Raw genomic sequence first — 16835 nt, 5'->3', positions numbered from 1 at the left:
GACAAGGTCACTCGTGACAGACGCAAAGACGAAAGGTCAAAGCTCACTGCTGAGGAATGAGACAGAACAGTCTCTGCATTGTTGCTTGGGCGACTGACAACGTTGCAACTCAATCACAAAGATCGCTCCACCATCAGCAGCATTCTCAACCCAAACGCGGCCTCCCATCCGCTTCACCAACGAGCGCACAAGGGCCAGACCAACGCCACTGCCAGGTTGTTGTGCCGTGTTACTGCCGCGCTGAAACTGCTCAAAAATCAGCTCCTGATCAGCCTCTGGCACACCAGGGCCATGATCTCGAACTTGCAATTTCACATGCTCATGCGTGCTAATGCAGCTCAATTCAACTCGCTTGTCTTCTGGGCTGTACTTGAAAGCGTTCTCAATCAAATTGCTAAGACACTGCACGACCCTATCGTGATCACCAAGAGCCCAGATCTGATCAAAACCGTGTGAACTCGATTGGATTTTCAAGCGAGCCTCATGATCACCTTGGTTCAGTAAAAGCACCTGCTCTAACGTCTCACATGCGGAAAAAGGCTCTGACGTAATGACCAGAGTGCCAGACTCATCACGCGCAACATCTAATAGATCAGTGATTAACCTTCCGAGACGACGAGTCTCATCATCAATGATCGTCAATTGATGCCGCTGATCTTCACTAAGGTTTCCTGATCGGAGCAAAACCCTGGAGCTGTAGCCAGTTATCAAAGTAATCGGTGTGCGCAGCTCATGGCTGAGGGCATTAGCAAATTTGCGCTGACGATTCCAAGACTCAGCTAAACGATCCAAAAGCGAATTAAATGAACTGGCAAGAGGCTTAAGCTCAAGAGGTTCATGCTCTAGCTCGCAACGATGATCATCCAGCGATCCTGATGATACTGATTCAATTACGCCGCCAAATCGCTGCAGGGGCTCCAAGCCTGCTCGAATGCCTGTGCGCGTGAGAAATAAGGTCACCATCGAAGCAATCGAAGCAGCCAGAACAATAACCAAGGTTAGAATTTTTTGCTGACGAATCTGCCTACTAACATCTTCTAGCAGATAAATATTCCATGTATTTCCATGCAACTTAATTTCATCTTTGGCGATTGAATAGTGAGCTGAATCAACATCAATAAGGATGGGTCCATATTGCGAATCACCTTGGTGATTCTGCAAATAGCGAAGAGCAAGAACCCTGCCAAGGCTCACATTACTTATCACATCAGGCCGCACCAAGCCAGCCTCAAATCCCTTTGGATGCATCCAAAGCACAAGGCGAAAAGATGAGAAATTGCTGAGCAATCGCTTCAGCAACAGTGGATCAATACTTTCCCCAGAGGCTGATGCGGGGTCCGAGCGAAGGATCGAATCCTTCGACTTTCTAAGCACAGCCTTGGCATATTCAAGAGCTTCTAGTTGACTCTGCCGTCGCTGTTCAGCGGGTAGCTGAACGTTAAATAACAGCAATAGCCCATATCCAAGCAACACAGCCATCAGGCTGGTGCGCTCTAGAACGCGGCGGATCGAATAGGGCGGACTCCTAAGATTGACCCAAGCCCCTCTTACGCTTAATGATTTGCCTAAACGGTTAATGTCCAAACAAGAACTCATCACTGGGTAATAGATAGTTTTGCCGTCCTCAACGACTACAGCAGTGACCGGGATCATTCATCCCTGTGATCTAGCTCACACCCCCAAAGAGGGAAGGGTCTAATCTCAAAAGTTTGCCAAATTATTCTCCTAATATATTTATCATTCAACCCTAAATTCCTCCCCCCTAACGCAACCCTTCAAATGAAGGGTATTAATGGCATTGCTGATCTTTTATCAAAACAAGCAAGAGTGAAACTCCATCGTGAAAATAGTTGCTTACTGGCATCACAAATTCCGCACAAAGAAAGAGTATTGCGGAAAGCCATGCTGCGAACAATTTAAGCATCATTAATATCGAATAATTACCTCTCAACAGTTCACATCTGATCCAAATACAACATCTATAATTTAAAAAGCATGATTTTACATACGTCAATCAAGCATCAAAGTGTGTAAGGGCATCAAGCAGAGGCAGCTGAACGGATTCGCTGCATCTTCCCGTCAGGGGTCTGAAACTGCTGCTCCAGTTCAAGGCGTAACACCGGCAGGAGAGGGTCTGGACGAGCCATAAAACCAAGCTCGCCATTGCTGAGAGAGGAAGACAAACCATCGATCAGCACACGATTCTGGAAGCCACCTGCGAGGTTAGGCTCGCCGTTGATGTCAAACGCCGGGCCACAGCGCATCAACACCTGGCTGCGCCAGATCGGCGATGGAGCAGAGCCAACCGAGTAGATGATGGCCCTTCGACGGGCTTCGGGATCATCTTGTGCTGTAGCGATTGCCAACACAGGCTGACGACCGGCCAAGGAACAAGGCCAAAGGTTGGAGATTTGCGGATCAGCCAGCCAGCCATAGCCGCGCGCCAAGTCAGCCTTGATCAACATCAGGGTGCGTTGCTGAAGGCCCCGCTCACGCAGGCGCTGGGCCATTGCCTTCCCAAGGGAAAGATCTCGAGTGATCACGCCAAGGGCCATCGCAACAAACACCATCCCCACACTGATCACCAGCATCAGCTCCACCAAGGTGAAGCCATCAAAACCGTCATTGCCTTTAGAGCGCTTCATCAGGTAAACAAAGTGAACTGCTAAGACCAATTGCTGGATCGAGGGGATCGCCGTCGTAACGGCCAACACGGCTCACGCCCAAGGGCAGGCTGATCACCAAACAACGTCGATAAGGGCTGTGAAGGCTGCCCAAAACAACGGTTCCACCATCCAACGTCAAACCATTCGCCGCAAAGCGCATCAGCTGAGGCAAGTTGCTCTGCCAAGTCAATGGCACTGCAGCGAATGGTTCCTGCAGGCTCAATCGAGAGGACAAACACGCCGGCAACTCACTAACAAGCGGCTTCTGCCAACCCTCAGCAGAAACACGCAACCCGCAAGGCTGCCGCTGACTTAAAGCAAACAGTCGAGCGCGCTCCAAGCCAAGCTGCAGTTGTCGAGCAGCAAAATCCACCTGCAATCGATGGCGGTACTCACCAGCATTCACCAAGCTGAAGCCAGCCAGAACTGCCAGGATCGAGAGAGTCAGCAAGAGCTCCAACAAGCTGAATCCCTGCTCAGCAGAGGCTGCATAGGACAAACGGCTCATGGCTGCGCCGTCAGACTGGGCCTGCACCAACCATTCCCCGCGGGCGTAAGCAACTGGCGACGTCGAAGCGGCTCAACAAGCGAATCCTTAGGCGGATGAGCCTCAATCTCAAGCCAAAGTCCAGCCCCATAAGCTTGCCAATGCCGCTGAAGCCCCTCCGGCAAAGGCAAAGCTATATCTGCTGAACGAGACACGGCGGCAAGATCAAAACGACAACTTCCCTTGGCAGTGAGCAGCTCAGAACCATGGGCAACACCTGACAACCAGCGCTGGCCGGCCAACAACTGCAACTCAACAGACTCAAGCTGCTCCTCTTTGAGCCAACCCACACGAGCAGCCAGGCCGGCCTGCCCCCAAACGTGCAGTCCGCTCGTTGCCGTGCCCGCTAACAACAGTGAAGCCACCATCAGCTCGGTCAAACTCATGACCTTTTCTGCTCAAGGGTGACCAGAGGTTGCATCGCACCAACCTCACGCACAACTGGTCCATCAGGGTCTAATGCGAGCAGAAACGCAGCTCGAGCACCAGCGGCAAGACGCAGCCTCAAACGACCTGTGTCACCACTGGGAACCCAATCGATCAAGCGCCAAACGTCCTCGCCGATCAAGCCTTGTTGAAGACGCCCGGGATCAGCATCAGCGCATTGAGAGGCCGAATCATTCCAACTGCTGGAAGGCCAAGTGAGAAGGCAGGCGTGGGAGTCTGTAGCCAGCTGTGCGAACTGCTGAGCAGCGGAGCGAAGCTCATCGGCGCGCATCCGCTCAGCTGTGCTGATGCGCATGCGACTACGGCTCAGGAGCGCAAGCGAATGTAGTGAAGTGCTGCCAAGCAAAATCACAAACGCAGCCGAAAGCGCCAGGGGCAACACCAAGCCAGCGGTGGTGTTTTGACAACAGCCCCGCTGGCGATAGGAAGTCATCTCTAAACAACAACTACGACAAGGATTCCCCGCCGGCGCAGGCAAGCAGCAATCGCTGACGATGATGACCTTGATCAGTAAGAAGCCAATAGATCAGTCCGGCAAAAGCATTCTTAAAAAGGTGTTGAAATCAATCAAAAGCGATAGCAATCGGCAAACAAGCTGCGGATTGCTAAAAGCCTGAGGGGCCAGAGGTGAGAGCAGATCAGCTCAGGGGCACAAAAAAAAAAAACATCTCGCGCCAACAGTGAATAAGCCTCTAAGCCGGCTCAAAGAAAACTCTCAGAGAAGCCTTAGACGATCCTTCACCACAAATTCGCCATATCAAGGCAATATGATGTGGCCAATATTGAAATCGCATATCACCATGAGCATCCTCAACCAACAGCTAAAGCTTGCGCTGTTGAGACGCCAGAAGGGAGCTAGTGCTTTACAGCAAGGCTTCACCCTGGTGGAGCTGATGATCGTGATTGTGATCGTTGGCATCCTGAGTGCGGTTGCCCTGCCGCAATTCACCGGGATTAAAGAAAAAGCTGAGCTCAACACACAACTCGGTGAAGGAGCTGGGCTTGCCAAAGAATGTGCCGCAGCCATCATCACAGATGGCCCTTATCCAGACACTTACCCCACCACATCAACAGGCCTAACAATCTCAGGCAATTGCAATGGCGGAGATACAACAAAAGCACCTACGAAGGATGTAACTTACACAACCGAAGCAGACGCTGTTGGTGGCAGAGCAAAATGCAACGGCAAAGCATTAGCTGCAGGCAAAGCATGCAAGATCACTGTAGACAAAGACAGCGGGCAAATTACCCAAGCAGCAAGCTGAATCTAACCACAACAACTACAAGAAGTAGTCACACATAAGCCATCAATAAACGTAGTCAATCCAATTAGCACAATTACATATTTAGCGAAGACCTAAATCTTTCTCTAAAGGTTTAGGCCGAAAAATGCTGGCAAAAGGCCAACATGGCCAAGAGATAATAAATACGAGCTTTATGCGTAAAGCATTTTCTGCATAAAACTCTCAATCACTTCTCAGATTTCTCTAAGTCTTGTGCAAAAAAAGACAAATAAAGTGAGACAGGTAGAGAAAACTTCACATGAAGCTTCTTCCAAGCCAAATAAACAACAAGGAGAGCAAGGCCTTTACGCTAATTGAGGTGCTTATGACGCTAGTAATCATAGGGATCCTTAGCGCCATTGCGTTACCAAATTACTTCAATCAAGTACAAAGAGCGAAGCAGAACGAGGCGGTCTCAACTCTTGCTCAGATACAAAATACTCTGGCAGCTTATATCGATGAGTTCAATAAAATCCCAACTGGTTGGGCAGAACTCAATGACATCGCAGCGATTATGACAACCAGCGGGCCGGCAAGTCTATCCACTTTCGGTTCAATCAATCTGCCTGGAGGCAATTACACAGTAAGTCGCACAGACAATGGAGGAAACAATACCTACTTCGAATTCACTGCAAAGCCAACTAGTGAAAATCCAGAAATCGCCAAATTAAATGTAATGGCTTGCATTGACCTTGCAACGGGCGCTAGCGATATAAAGCAAGGTAGAAAAGACAGCAAAAACACAATTAGCGACGCTGATCTTGTCTGCAAAGGAGGTGGTTGATGCCTAAGATTAAAAGAGCATTACTACATCATAGCCTCTGGTATTCTCGGCAGAGAAAAGCGCCTAGCGGGGAAGAAGGTTTAGCCTTATTGTTAGCATTGCTAACAGGTTTAACTTTACTGACTGGCGCCACCGGGTTGCTCATACGTCAACTGATGGCAAGGAAACTAGGGGCATCCGAAAGCTATCAACAGATGGCCGAAGCTGCTGCAGTCAATGGGTTCAACCGAATCCTGAGCAAGCTCAACCAAAATGATCCTGAGAACTATAGAGGCTTTCTTTTCACACTCAATAATCAAAAGAATACTAATAATCCCAATGACGGATTCTCCTGGGAACTCATCAATACGACAGAAGCCAAACCTCTTGAAGAACTATGCACTGACACCTCAATGGGGTTACCCATTCATCCGTCCAGCGAGACAGCCAAATGGCCTACAGGCCACGTGGGTAAAGGGAATACAGAAACAATCATCTCAGTACCATTTATTGATGACGAAACGAGAACCCAGCGTCAGGATGGCAAAGGCAGTATTCAAACATTTTACCGCCTTCGTGATTACTTAAGCCCAGGAAAGAATGGTCTTGGCGAAGGCGTATTCCAAATTGAAGGTATCGCAAAAAGGGTCGGTTCTTCTGACGAAGACTATTTAGCTCGAACACTTCTAACACGTTCATTATACATTAGCTCAAGTGTTGTAAGGCCTGAAGACTGGGGTGTCCTTGCTGCACAACATATTGATCTTGGCCCTGCAAACATCAGCGGCGCAGGCTTAATCCTGTGGGACGTGGAATCTCCAAACAGTTTCCAGAGAAAAGGTGGATGTGATGACAACACTCTCAAAGCTGGCATTCAAGGCCAATCAAGCGCAGTGGCAGATCGAATTTGGCCAGTGCTCAACAGAGGGCTGCCAAGCACTGCTCTTTACGACAAAAACAAAGTTATCGACACGATGCCAAGCGACTCAGGGGCTACGCGTGTATGGAGTATTGATGACACAGGCAACAATTCAAATTTTAATTGCGGTGCCGACCAAATTGTCTGTACAAGAGCGAACCACAGCCAGACCACATCTGCACCACCAGGAATACAGATCACAAGCAAAGTCAGCTCTACTGGTCAAACCTCTCAACAAGCTTCTAATGGATTCACCTGGGATGCAACTCTGGCATGTATATACAACTGGTGTTATACAGGCAAACCAACTCTTAGAGATGGCTACAGCTGGTACAAATCTTCAATCTATTACAAGACTTGGAAATCCTGGACAACACAAGCGCAGAAGGAGTGGGAGGTAAGAATCAGGCAGAATGATATTTGCTCCAATCAAAATGGGGAATGTCATCTTTACGTTGAGCACATCAATATAAAAAACACGAGAGTATTGATTGAGAATGACAATAAACCGATAGTTTTACACCTTGAATTACCTGTCTCAGGTTCTACCCCGACGAATCTAAGTGGGCGTATAGAGCTATCAGAGAGCAGCCTTCTCTGTGGGGTTAACTCTGGGCAAACAACGTGTAACAATCGTCCCGAAAGTTTTGTGATTACGTCTTCAAAAGGTGATGCCCCAAGCGACTGTGCCACTAATAGAGTTTTAGATGACCCATACGTTTTGAGTGTTGCCGGCAACAGTTTGCCTGCTGCATGGGTCGCTCTTGGCAAAGGAACATTCACGCTAAGCAGTGATGCAGAGATGCGTGGTGTGATTTGGGCGAATAGCTTCTGCTCAAAAGATCATTCACTCAATCTGATCACCGATCGCGCCGATGGCGGTGAAGGATCTGTAACTCGTGCAGCCGAAGAACTCTGGCAGTGGAGCACTTATGGCTTCAAAGGCTATGGCCGCACCGTAGCCCGCGGTATTCGAGGAACAGGCCTAGATACGTTCCGGCGATGGTGAAACACACGCGATCTGGCGAGAACCTACAAAGATCTCGATGGAATCAAGCCATTGAGAGGAACCTAACCAGTCACCTGCTTAAACCAAAGCTCAAACAAATTAATTGGATAAAACTTAGCCAACACAAGCAAGACTCAGGCGCACCTAGAGAAAATAACAGGAAAGTGATTACAAATCAGCTAAAAATTTTCAGCACCAGCAGCATTAGCAATCAAAGGGATCCGGGCTTCACCATGGTGGAAGTTCTGATTGCTGGTGTCTTGCTGGCCATGGTGATGACTGCAGTAAGTAGGTTCTCACTTTCAGCACTGATCAACAGCAGGAATCAACTGGAAAGAACACGTATAGAGGCAGCAATTAATGACAACATTCAGCTCTTACAACAAGCTGACTCTCTACTTACTTTTGATTCAATCCCAAGCGAAGATGAGCAGCAATATGCCTGTAATGACCCTCCTAACTACCTAAAGGAGCAAATCTTTGAGAGCGCGGGTCGGCAACATGTACCAGCTCCGAATCTCAAGAATGAATCAAACAAAAAACTGATCAATAGAATAGTTAATACCACCGCTGAAGAAGAGATTGCAATTGTCATCTACAGCTTTGAAGGCCCAGGAGCAGCAATAGTTACCAACAACGGTTCTCCTGAGCTTCTCCATGAAACTGAAATGAAAAATGCTACTGAACAAAGAGTGCTGGAACTCAATCCAAATTTCCAGGCGAGGTGCTACAAATAAAACACTTACGTTCTGATAAATACACCTCGCAGGGTTACAGCCTGCTAGAGATTCTGGTTGTCATCACAATTGTAAGTATTTTATCTGCGTATGGGGTGCCAAGGTTTCGCCGAAATGTAGCTCAAGGACAGGTGGATCGCTACACACAATTTATCGAATCTGGCTTATTCAACTTACGCGCAAGATTGGGGCAGTCAAAATCAAGCTGCAGCTTCAGCCTTGATCAGGATCTAACCAAAAAAACATTTGGACCACCTTGGCTTCTGCTGGAATTTCAACAACCTGATGGCTCTCAAAGTAATACTCAACGTCTTAAGTGTTGCTGGAATCAAGATGGGGAGATTGTTAACTGCACGCCCGAATTGCTAAAAGGTAAATCACGTTATCGCTTTCTCACTATTGAAGGAACCAGAGAGTCAAAAGAGGTCGAGGTGTCTGCATCACAAGCCAGCTACGAATTATCACCGCCTGGAACCAGCGCACAACATGACAATCTCACGATCCTGGTTCGATCTCGACATAGTTCCCAAGAGCCTCTGCTGAGAACCCGATGCGTCGAGCTCTCAGGCAATGGCCACATCAGAAGCGGAACCTGGAATGGTGGCACTGATTTCTGTGACAGCAGTTAATCGTTGTCTTCAGACAATCCTCAGGAAACATTCACAACCAATTGAGGAAAAAAGATCTCAACCCTGTCATCGTTAAACCATCAAAAGCCATAGTTCTATGGCACTTGATCCATGAAACTGCTAAAGAGTCATTATCATCGCCGATCTCATCCTTTACCTAGCAATGGGTTTGGGATGTCGGAAGCCGTCGTCGCAGCGGGGACAGGCATTCTGCTAATCGGAGCATCCTCATTAGCGCTGCGCTCGACGCAGACATTGATGGATAGGGCTGAAAGCAAGGCGACTCTGCGGCAAAACACAACCAATGGTCTACGCCTACTGCGATCAGAAATCGAACGAAGCATCCACATCCTGGTCAATAACAGCGACGCTGTACCAGCTGGAATGGAACATACCGATATGGCCAATGAGCAATATCAAGACACTCTTCAACAATGTGGCCTGCTCGCAGAAGCTCGACATCAAGTGTTCAAGCCAATCTTCGGCATCAAGATGGCTGAACTTAACACACCTGTTCTTTATGGGCTCAGTGTTAATTCAAATAAAGCAGGCTATGCCCTGATGCGATGTGGTGCACCTCTAAGCTTGGATGGACGCTATAGCGAAACAGAAGATCCATTTATTGCCAAAGCAATTGAAGATATCGGAGTCATGAAATGCACAAAACCCGAAGGTGATTGCGAACACTTAACAAACAATGAGGGCGATATTAAAAGCCTCAGAGAAGTCATTGAAGGCCTTGATGTCACCTTTACAGCTGACAGCACACCAGTACGCACCTTTATGGAGCCGGCTCTTGGCGTGATGACTGATAAAAAACGCAAGTTGGTCAAATTTATTGATCCGAACCCCAACAACGACGCAGAAAAATTTGAAACTGAGAGTTATCTTGAAGCCCTCAGTGCTGCACGCACAATTACAAGATATCCACTTTATCTTGCGGCATTCGCTAGAGCAGACAAACGGATTGAGCACTATGGAGATGATAGCAATGGTGTGCTTAATGGGGCCTACTTCCGCAATGTAAAAAGCAAGCGCATCCGCTTCCTTGTTGATGGTTCAGGATCCATGAGTGCTTGCATCCTTTGGGGGAGTACTTATGGCGACTGGAAAATATATTGGAGTGGAAGTTACTATTTCTGGTCTCGTCAGAACTGCGCCTTAACCAGAATGGAGTCAATGCAAACGGAACTCACAAGTCTGCTTACAGCGCTTTCACCAGATACAAAAGTCAGCCTCCAGTCCTTCAGCTCACCAGGTCGAAAAAACCACAAAGTTTGGGAGCAATCAAGCAATGGATTGGTTAAAATTGGAAATGATGGTGTGCGTGAATCCGCAATTGCATTCGTTAATTCACTGAACAATGATCGTCCCACAAAGTGGGGAGGAACCTATCCATGGGAAGGCTTAGATGCCTCTTTCAAAGATAACGAATCGGACACACTTTATTTCCTCTCAGACGGAGAGCCTAATGCCGATCGTATGGGCGGTAGCTGGCAAACCAATGATTATGACCCTACAGTCACTTACTATTCAAACTTCAACAACACACGAGAACAGGTACTCAAAACAAACACGATAGCCCTTGGTTTAGAATCACCTTGGATGGAGAAATTATCAGCCAATACTACCGGGGATCATCTACAAATCGACAAGGATTACGTAACAACGAATTCCAGTCAATAAAGAGGCCATCCTTAACTTTCCTGATTCAACTTCAGCACAGCCATGAATGCTTCCTGAGGAACATCTACTTTGCCCATCGCCTTCATCCGCTTTTTACCCTTGGCCTGCTTCTTCAGCAACTTTTTTTTTCTTGAGATGTCTCCACCATAACACTTAGCAAGCACATCTTTGCGCATCGCACTGATACTCTCACTGGCAATAATGCGGCTACCAATGGAAGCCTGTAAGGGAATTTTAAACTGTTGTCTTGGGATAAGCTCCTTGAGCTTCTCCACCAGACCCTTCCCAATGCTATAAGCCTTATCACGGTGCGCAATTGTGGTAAGTGGGTCAGCCTTTTCTGCATTGATCAAGACATCCAAGCGCACCAGATCATTGCGGCGATAGCCAATCAAGTGATATTCCATTGAGGCATACCCCTTTGTGCGACTCTTCATCTGATCAAAGAAGTCCGTCACCACTTCAGCCAAGGGCAGCTCATAAATTAAGGTAACTCTCTCAGTGGTGATGTACTTCATATCAATGTATTCACCACGTCGTTCCTGGCACAAACCCATCAGAGTGCCGTTGTACTCATTGGGGGCATAGATCTCCATCCGTACATAAGGCTCCTCTATTGATTCCCGCTTCTGCGGATCTGGCAATGTTGCAGGGTTGTCCACCATCAACATCTCTCCATTAATCATGTTCACCTTGTAGATCACTGAAGGAGCAGTAACAATCAAATCCAAGTCGTATTCACGCTCAAGCCGCTCCTGCACAATTTCCATATGCAGGAGTCCTAGAAAGCCACAACGAAAGCCAAAACCCATCGCACTGCTGGTTTCAGGTTCATACTTCAGTGCTGCATCTGAAAGCTGCAGCTTGTCAAGCGCTTCCCTTAGATCTGGATATTGATCTGCATCCGTAGGGAACAAGCCACAAAACACCATCGGCTTTGCCTCGGTGTAACCAGGTAGCGGCTCATCTGCTGGGGCATTGAGGAGGGTAATCGTGTCTCCAACCCGTGCATCAGCAACCGCCTTGATCGAAGCCGCCAGATAACCCACCTCCCCGGCATGAAGTTCATGGACCTCACACTGATCTGGTGACATCACACCGATCTCATCAAGCTCATAGCTCTTCTTGCTGGCCATCAGCAACACTTTGTCCTTCGTGCTGATACGGCCACTGATCACCCGGAAATACACAATGACGCCTCTGTAGGAGTCGTAGTAGGAATCGAAGATCAATGCCTTCGTTGGCTCATCGAGGGTATCTGCAGGGGGCGGGATGCGATCCACCACCGCCTGCATAATCTCTGATACACCTAAGCCTGTTTTGGCAGAACAGGCAATTGCTGTTGAGGTGTCAAGACCAATGATCGCCTCGATCTCCTCTTTAATCCGTTCTGGATCAGAGCCCGGCAGATCAATCTTGTTGAGCACAGGAATAATCTCTAGATCGTTTTCCAGCGCTAAATAGACATTTGCCAGGGTCTGGGCCTCAACACCCTGACTGGCATCCACCACCAACAGGGCCCCTTCACAGGCCTGCAAGGAGCGGCTCACCTCATAGGAAAAATCAACATGGCCAGGGGTATCAATTAGGTTGAGTACATAGCTTTCGCCATCGGCAGCCGTGTAGTTCATCCGGGCAGCCTGGAGCTTGATCGTGATGCCCCGCTCTCTTTCCAAATCCATGTTGTCGAGAAACTGCTCCTGCATATCCCGACCGGCCACCGTGCCAGTGTCCTGCAACAGCCTGTCAGCCAAAGTCGACTTGCCGTGATCGATATGGGCAATGATGCAGAAGTTCCTCAAGCGAGAAACGGGAACGTCGGTCATGCGTTGGCGAATTCCCCTCTCGGGCGCTTTGGAGTCAGAATCAAGATTCTAAGGATCCTGCTGATCTGACCAGCCATGAAGAATGCTGGTAGCCATCTCATCAGGCCCATTGCTGTATGAGTGTATGGAAGAATTTTGCAACATCTACAACCTAGTTTACAACATCTACAACCTAGATTTACTCAAAAGCATCAAATATTCTTCACTGGGATACTGATGCTTAAAGCTTATGCATCCCTATCACAGATGATCTCGATAGTGTCAAAAGCCAATAAAGCAAGAGACTCTCTCTAAAGAGCTAAAGCAAAACTAGCAAAATAGCGCCTCAGGATCCAAGCACAATCCTAACAACAATATTCACAGCAACAGAAGTCAACATATTCAAATTGAGAACGGCTTTGCAATAATCATGCAAACAAGAGATATTCAACTAGCAGGATCTATAGCGATCGACTTATCCAGACTAGAGTCAAGTATTAAACAGAGACCGAAGATCACAGACCTCAAATTGATGAGCAAACGCGAGGCAAAGGTCATCTCTATTGATCAAAATTCTCATACAATCCAAAGGATGAGATAATAATCGATCAGCCAACCCTCACTCACTTTCAAGCCTTAAAAGCCCGTTCTCGAAGGAGAATCGCAGAACGCACAAGCGTCTAAACACTGGCTAGTAAATCATGAATTATTCACATAAGACCCATTGAAAAACAGACCTAAAAGCCAGGGCTTTAAAGCTTCTCCTGTCCCCCCAACTTTAGAGCCACTGACCAATTATCACAACATCAAAATCAGACCATCTTTTGATCAAGTAAAACTGAGTAATGTATTGCTGCGTATGCGCATCTGCCTCAGCAGTAAGGGATCAGAATTAGGGTCATGGCCATAACTCGGCAACAATTTTTGCAATCGTTTTTGCCAAGATTCACTTGCCATACGCTCGCTCCAGCAACGCTGCAACACTTCCAGCATGACCGTCACCGCTGTACTAGCCCCAGGCGAAGCCCCTAATAAGGCAGCTAGGGAGCCATCTTCAGCGGATACCACCTCTGTACCCATCTGCAACCGCCCCCCCTCGGCTGTGCGTTTGATGATTTGTACTCTCTGTCCGGCAACTGAAAGCGTCCAATCATTCAACTGCGCATTGGGAAGAAATTGCTTTAAGGTTTCAAATCGATCTTTCTCACTCTGCTGTAGCTCTGAGAGGAGATAAGTGACTAAATCAAAGTTTTTAAAGCCCACCTCCAACATGGAGCGAAAATTGCTTCGCCGTACCGAACGCAAGAGATCCAAGCGGGAGCCTTGCTTGAGGAATTTGCTACTGAAACCCGCATAAGGCCCGAAAAGCAACGAGCGGCATCCATCAATCCAACGGCTATCAAGATGTGGCACAGACATTGGAGGAGCACCCACCTTCGCCTTGCCATACACCTTGGCGTGATGCCTTGCCGTTAAACCTGGCTCAGAGCAGACCAACCACTGTCCGCTCACTGGAAAGCCTGCATAGGCAGCTGCCTCTGGAATGCCAGATCGCTGCAACAAAGGCAATGCCCCCCCGCCTGCACCGAGAAACACAAAAGGTGTCTGCACAGAGCGACTTCCAGAAGAATGCTTGAGATCAAGATTCCACTGGTGCTTGCCGAGCCGGTGCAAATGAACGACTTCGCAGCCGCAACTCAATTCCAAAGCTCCGCTGGCTTGCAATGACTTCACATAGGCCCCCGTCAGCAATCCGAAATCCACATCCGTACCCCGCTTAATGCAGGTTGCAGCAACAGACTCTGCTTTGGCTCGCCCTTCCATCACCAATGGCATCCATTCGGCAAGCTCAGCGGCATCAGTACTCCATTGCATGGAGGCAAAGGCAGGCAGCGCACTCAATTGCTGAAAGCGTTGATGCAAGAAAGCCAAATCAGCATCGCCAAAAACCACACTGATATGAGGGACCAGATGTAGAAATTGCTGCGGTAGCAACTTGCCCTTTTCCGTCAACGAAGCCCAGAACTCCAAAGAGCGCTCAAAGGCGGTATTAATGGCCAACGCCTTAGCAGTAACCACGCTGCCATCAGGCTGACGAGGTGTGTAATTCAGTTCGCAATTAGCCGCATGACCAGTGCCTGCATTGTTTTCTGCCGCACTGCTCTCAAGACCCGGCGCCTGCAAACGCTCGACCATCAACAAACTCAGCTCAGGATCGAGCTCATGCAGCAGGGCCGCCAAAGTGGCACTCATAATTCCAGCCCCGACAAGCACCGCGTCGTAGCGAGATTGGGATCCAGCAACATCAGAGACGGCCACAATTTGAAAGCACCCCTGCTGGCAAGGTTATGAGCGAACCCCCTAGGCTGGATAGATCCAAACGTGCAGAGCATCCATGAGTACAGAAGCCATGGCCCTCACCAACGAGAACGTGGAAACCGTTCTCGATGAACTAAGGCCCTTTCTTATGGCAGACGGCGGCAATGTAGAAATCGTCGAAATTGATGGTCCTGTGGTGAAAGTGCGTCTTCAAGGAGCCTGTGGCAGCTGCCCTAGTAGCACCATGACCCTGAAAATGGGTATCGAACGCAAGTTGCGTGAAATGATCCCCGAAGTCAGTGAAGTGGTGCAGGTGCTTTAAAGGCTGTAACCAGAACAACTCTTCCGCATGAAAATTTTTAGAATTTAGAAATTCATGGCTTCGTCCAAACACGACGGTTGAGATTGAGCTCTTCAACCACACCTATCGCCATCGCCATGTCGTCCACATAGCTCTTGATCAGTGTCTTGCTCCAAAGAGTGCGAAAAACTCTGGCCTCGAACATGTCATGGTCGCTCGGGATAGCCACATAAACGTTCTCTCCAGAAAAAGAAAGACGAAGTTTTTGTCCAGTTCGCTGCCGAAATGAAACAATCCGCTCCATAAGGTTCGGGCTGAGGATGTATCTTGCTTCATTTTGATCATCCCCGTAAACCACAAAATACTTCTCGAAATCAGGATCTTCCAGAGTGATCAGTTCGGGATGTCGTCCAATCTTTTGAATGTTTTGAAAAAATTTTCCAACACCCCCAAAAAGACGTTCGGCTACATCTGGAAGCACAACAGTGGTGCCATTAATTTGCTTATTGAAGTCTGCGACGAAAAACAAACCCTTGAAAATCGTGTGCCATGAGGTGTGCGTGGATCCATCAGAATCGGTGCTCTGAGACTGATATTCCGCATGAACCTCGCTGAACTCGATACGGGTCTTTCCCAAAGTACCAAAAACCCGATCCTCGCCACGATAACGATCAGGAGAAGTATTAAATAACCCACTTTGCACAAACTGAGACTTAGACACCCGACCGTGTGGATCATATTGAAGAGTTGAATCAAAAAAGTTGACGATCGCTGTAATAACCTGCAGCTTGAACTGCGTCTTATATTGTTTGGTCAGTTGCCTGTAGACGATGGCAAAGACAACCACCACTACGGGAAGCAAAATAAAAGCTGCGTTCTGCGAGATTAGCTGAAAAGCTAGCAGAATGACAAATGCAATTAACAACAAGACAATTAAGAATATAATCTTCAATATTTTCTGCAAAATGAGCTTTCGTTTGCTTTCAAATATCCGTAAAACTGGCATGATCTCCTGGCGGAAATAAGAAGGGTGACCAGCAAAAAAGGATCTTTGATTCACCATTAGTCAGCAAATAGTTTAGCCACGTTAGGGTTCTCTCTTTCGATAGCAGGCATTTCAAAAAGAGGGCGGAGTCGATAGCCGATCAGCCCAGCCAAAAGATTACTAGGAAACATTTCAATGGCATCGTTGTAGTCAGTGGTTACGGCATTAAAGGTACGTCTGGCGGCAGAAAGCTGCTCCTCGATCTCATTCAAGGATCCCTGAAGAACAAGAAAATTTTGGCTAGCCTTAAGATCTGGATAATTCTCAACTGCAAACATGATTGACTCCATGGCCTGGGAGAATTGATTCTCAAGTTCAACCCTGCCACGCGTGCCTAGCCTTCCACTCTGAGCCATCCCTCGAAGCTCGGTTAGCTTGGCGAGGGTTCCTTGCTCATGCTGCATATACTGATTAACCGTCGCAATCAGGTTTGGCACCAGGTCATAACGTTTCTTGAGCTGAACATCAACTGACGCAAAAGCATTTTTAACTCGGTTCTTTTTTGCAACTAACGAATTAAACTCCACTACAAATGAAACAAGTATCAGGAGGATTGCGATCAGGAAGAAGACAGAGCCAGGCAAAGACAAAAGGGAAAGACAACTTTTTTATTAACATACTTAGCCCAGGAGGGCAAGAAAAAGAAGTAGGAAGTTAGAAGAATTGTAAGAAGTCATCG

17 protein-coding genes are annotated in these 16835 nt (G+C 47.9%); 7 read left to right on the top strand and 10 right to left on the bottom strand.

Annotated elements, in window-relative coordinates; all coding sequences use genetic code 11:
- Positions 1–36 precede the first annotated feature (36 nt).
- The 5 genes from SIB68_RS00515 to SIB68_RS00495 form a co-directional block, all read right to left on the bottom strand.
- Entirely contained in the window at positions 37–1653 is a 1617-nt protein-coding gene (locus SIB68_RS00515) for a sensor histidine kinase (RefSeq protein ID WP_236068861.1), read from the bottom strand.
- Positions 1654–2039: 386 nt separating this feature from the next.
- Positions 2040–2645 (bottom strand): prepilin-type N-terminal cleavage/methylation domain-containing protein, encoded by a 606-nt coding sequence (locus SIB68_RS00510; RefSeq protein WP_063399648.1) that lies wholly within the window; start codon positions 2643–2645, stop codon positions 2040–2042.
- Entirely contained in the window at positions 2632–3174 is a 543-nt protein-coding gene (locus tag SIB68_RS00505; protein WP_063399649.1) for a GspH/FimT family protein, read from the bottom strand. Before SIB68_RS00505 ends, SIB68_RS00510 begins: the two co-directional genes overlap by 14 nt.
- On the bottom strand, positions 3171–3599 hold the full coding sequence (locus SIB68_RS00500; RefSeq protein ID WP_063399650.1) for a hypothetical protein: 429 nt from the start codon (positions 3597–3599) through the stop codon (positions 3171–3173). The genes SIB68_RS00505 and SIB68_RS00500 overlap by 4 nt, the downstream gene beginning before the upstream one ends.
- Positions 3596–4093, bottom strand: coding sequence for a hypothetical protein (locus SIB68_RS00495; RefSeq protein ID WP_236068863.1), 498 nt, complete (start codon positions 4091–4093; stop codon positions 3596–3598). The genes SIB68_RS00500 and SIB68_RS00495 overlap by 4 nt, the downstream gene beginning before the upstream one ends.
- 367 nt (positions 4094–4460) lie before the next feature.
- Between SIB68_RS00495 and SIB68_RS00490 the strand changes: the two genes are divergently transcribed.
- From SIB68_RS00490 to SIB68_RS00470, 5 genes are all read left to right on the top strand, one after another.
- Complete coding sequence (locus tag SIB68_RS00490; RefSeq protein WP_063399651.1) at positions 4461–4925, top strand: type IV pilin protein; 465 nt, start codon at positions 4461–4463, stop codon at positions 4923–4925.
- A gap of 277 nt (positions 4926–5202) precedes the next feature.
- Positions 5203–5727, top strand: a complete 525-nt coding sequence (locus tag SIB68_RS00485) for a type II secretion system protein (RefSeq protein ID WP_063399652.1) — start codon at positions 5203–5205, stop codon at positions 5725–5727.
- Positions 5728–5882: 155 nt separating this feature from the next.
- Entirely contained in the window at positions 5883–7634 is a 1752-nt protein-coding gene (locus tag SIB68_RS00480; protein ID WP_413681858.1) for a hypothetical protein, read from the top strand.
- Positions 7635–7867: 233 nt separating this feature from the next.
- Positions 7868–8371: a hypothetical protein gene (locus tag SIB68_RS00475; protein ID WP_196757090.1), complete on the top strand. Its 504-nt coding sequence runs from the start codon at positions 7868–7870 to the stop codon at positions 8369–8371.
- Positions 8359–9000 carry a type II secretion system protein gene (locus tag SIB68_RS00470; protein WP_063399655.1) on the top strand — a complete coding sequence of 214 codons (642 nt, stop codon included), beginning with the start codon at positions 8359–8361 and terminating at the stop codon, positions 8998–9000. Before SIB68_RS00475 ends, SIB68_RS00470 begins: the two co-directional genes overlap by 13 nt.
- Positions 9001–9146: 146 nt before the next feature.
- Here the strand turns inward: SIB68_RS00470 and SIB68_RS00465 are convergent, their stop codons facing one another.
- Complete coding sequence (locus tag SIB68_RS00465) at positions 9147–9344, bottom strand: hypothetical protein (protein ID WP_236068867.1); 198 nt, start codon at positions 9342–9344, stop codon at positions 9147–9149.
- Between the two features lie 121 nt (positions 9345–9465).
- Here SIB68_RS00465 and SIB68_RS00460 point away from each other — a divergent pair, with 121 nt between their 5' ends.
- The gene (locus tag SIB68_RS00460; protein ID WP_413681857.1) at positions 9466–10686 is read left to right on the top strand and encodes a hypothetical protein; all 1221 of its coding nucleotides are present in this window, start codon (positions 9466–9468) and stop codon (positions 10684–10686) included.
- Positions 10687–10697: 11 nt separating this feature from the next.
- Here SIB68_RS00460 and lepA read toward each other — a convergent pair whose 3' ends face one another.
- Both lepA and SIB68_RS00450 read right to left on the bottom strand, forming a co-directional pair.
- Positions 10698–12512: a translation elongation factor 4 gene (lepA, locus tag SIB68_RS00455; RefSeq protein WP_063399657.1), complete on the bottom strand. Its 1815-nt coding sequence runs from the start codon at positions 12510–12512 to the stop codon at positions 10698–10700.
- Positions 12513–13319: 807 nt separating this feature from the next.
- Positions 13320–14810, bottom strand: coding sequence for a malate:quinone oxidoreductase (locus tag SIB68_RS00450; protein ID WP_063399658.1), 1491 nt, complete (start codon positions 14808–14810; stop codon positions 13320–13322).
- 76 nt (positions 14811–14886) lie between these two features.
- Here SIB68_RS00450 and SIB68_RS00445 point away from each other — a divergent pair, with 76 nt between their 5' ends.
- On the top strand, positions 14887–15132 hold the full coding sequence (locus SIB68_RS00445; RefSeq protein ID WP_011129633.1) for a NifU family protein: 246 nt from the start codon (positions 14887–14889) through the stop codon (positions 15130–15132).
- Positions 15133–15184: 52 nt separating this feature from the next.
- Here the strand turns inward: SIB68_RS00445 and SIB68_RS00440 are convergent, their stop codons facing one another.
- Complete coding sequence (locus SIB68_RS00440; RefSeq protein WP_063399659.1) at positions 15185–16174, bottom strand: DUF3137 domain-containing protein; 990 nt, start codon at positions 16172–16174, stop codon at positions 15185–15187.
- Entirely contained in the window at positions 16174–16683 is a 510-nt protein-coding gene (locus SIB68_RS00435) for a LemA family protein (RefSeq protein ID WP_268874300.1), read from the bottom strand. Before SIB68_RS00435 ends, SIB68_RS00440 begins: the two co-directional genes overlap by 1 nt.
- Positions 16684–16835 lie beyond the last annotated feature (152 nt).

Origin of the sequence: Prochlorococcus sp. MIT 1323, assembly GCF_047304905.1 — a bacterium.
Classification (GTDB): Bacteria; Cyanobacteriota; Cyanobacteriia; order PCC-6307; family Cyanobiaceae; genus Prochlorococcus; species Prochlorococcus marinus_D.
The sequence above is the reverse complement of the archived record's forward strand: the minus strand, read 5'-3'. Positions and strand labels throughout refer to the sequence as shown.